This window comes from Stenotrophomonas sp. YIM B06876, assembly GCF_030711595.1.
GTDB lineage: Bacteria > Pseudomonadota > Gammaproteobacteria > Xanthomonadales > Xanthomonadaceae > Stenotrophomonas.
The window spans coordinates 1-1394 of sequence record NZ_JAUJUJ010000205.1; the positions used below are offsets into that span (position 1 = coordinate 1).

A 1394-nucleotide genomic window follows, 5' to 3' on the forward strand; every position below is an offset into this window, starting at 1 on the left:
CGGCCGATCACCTTCTTGTCCGGCCCGCGGCCATAGCTGACGGCGCGCAGCTTGTGCTTGACCGCCAGGTCCAGCAGTTGCTGCGCGTTGGGCTGGAACATGTGGAAATTCAGACCAAAGGGCTTGTCGCCGGTCAGCTCGCGGATGCGGACGATCTCACCCTCGATGCGGTCGGCGGCAATCGTGGCGCCGGCCAGAAAGCCAAAGCCGCCGGCATTGGTGGTGGCCGCCACCAGCGAAGAGCCGGCCACCCAGCCCATGGCCGTCTGCACGATGGGGTAGCGGCAGCCCAGCAGATCGCACAAGGGCGTGCGCAGGTCATGGGGCTGGCTCATGCGCTTCCCTCCTTCTTGTTGGCCTGCACCATGGATTTGGCGTCGTGGCCGCCCAGCTGGCCGGCGCCCAGCACCTGGCTGTGCGCATGGGCAAAGTGGTGGTAGCCAAAGGCCAGGTCCATGGTGGTGCGCAGGCCCTGCAGTTCTTCGACGCGGTTGATGACGGTCTTGGTCAGTGCCAGGCCCAGGCGCGGCTGACTGGCGATGCGGGCGGCGATGTCGTAGGTCTGCGCTTCGAGCTCGCCGCGCGGCACGACGCGGTTGACCATGCCCATCATGTAGGCGCGTTCGGCCTTCATGCGCTCGCCCAGGAACAGGAATTCCTTGGCAATGCGCGGGTTCAGTTCGTGCGCGTGGGCAAAGTATTCGACGCCCGGGATNTGTCGTAGGTCTGCGCTTCGAGCTCGCCGCGCGGCACGACGCGGTTGACCATGCCCATCATGTAGGCGCGTTCGGCCTTCATGCGCTCGCCCAGGAACAGGAATTCCTTGGCAATGCGCGGGTTCAGTTCGTGCGCGTGGGCAAAGTATTCGACGCCCGGGATGCCCATGCGCACCACCGGGTCCTGGAAGAAGGCGTCGTCGCTGGCCACGATCAGGTCGCAGACCCAGGCCAGCATCAGGCCGCCGGCCACGCAGGCGCCCTGCACCATGGCAATCGTCGGCTTGGGGATGTCGTGCCAGCGCCGGCACATGCCCAGGTACACCTCCTGCTCGCGCGCGAACAGCTGCTCGGCGCCGGGCTTGTTGGTGTGGTCCCACCACAGCGCCTGGCGCTCGAAGGGCTTGTTGATGTCGCGCCCGGGGGTGCCGATGTCGTGCCCCGCGCTGAAATGCTTGCCGGCACCGCGCAGCACGATCACCTTGACGCCGTCGTCATCGACCGCGCGGCGAAAGCACGCATCGAGCGCGTAGGTCATCTGCGAGTTCTGCGCGTTGTTGAAGTCGGGACGGTTCATCGTCAGGGTGGCGATGCCGTCCGCAGCCTGGTACAGCACCGGCGCATCGGTCTCGTAGACCGACTGGTCCTCGCGCTGGACGAAGTTGTCGCCCGGGTCGG

Annotated in this window: 3 protein-coding genes; all 3 read right to left on the bottom strand. The window is 66.5% G+C overall.

Annotated features, from left to right (window positions below):
• Window positions 1-335, bottom strand: a 335-nt coding sequence (locus QZH66_RS16100; protein WP_305806897.1) for a nitronate monooxygenase, incomplete at its 3' end; no start/stop codon positions are given.
• The gene (locus QZH66_RS16105) at window positions 332-634 is read right to left on the bottom strand and encodes a hypothetical protein (RefSeq protein ID WP_305806898.1); all 303 of its coding nucleotides are present in this window, start codon (window positions 632-634) and stop codon (window positions 332-334) included. The genes QZH66_RS16105 and QZH66_RS16100, both read right to left, overlap by 4 nt.
• Before the next feature lie 41 nt (window positions 635-675).
• Window positions 676-1394: enoyl-CoA hydratase (locus QZH66_RS16110; RefSeq protein WP_305806899.1), on the bottom strand; the 719-nt coding region annotated here is incomplete at its 5' end.

Excerpts from the sequence above, each read along its gene's own strand:
- QZH66_RS16105 (WP_305806898.1), bottom strand. The coding sequence starts at position 634 with ATGAAGGCCGAACGCGCCTACATGATGGGCATGGTCAACCGCGTCGTG.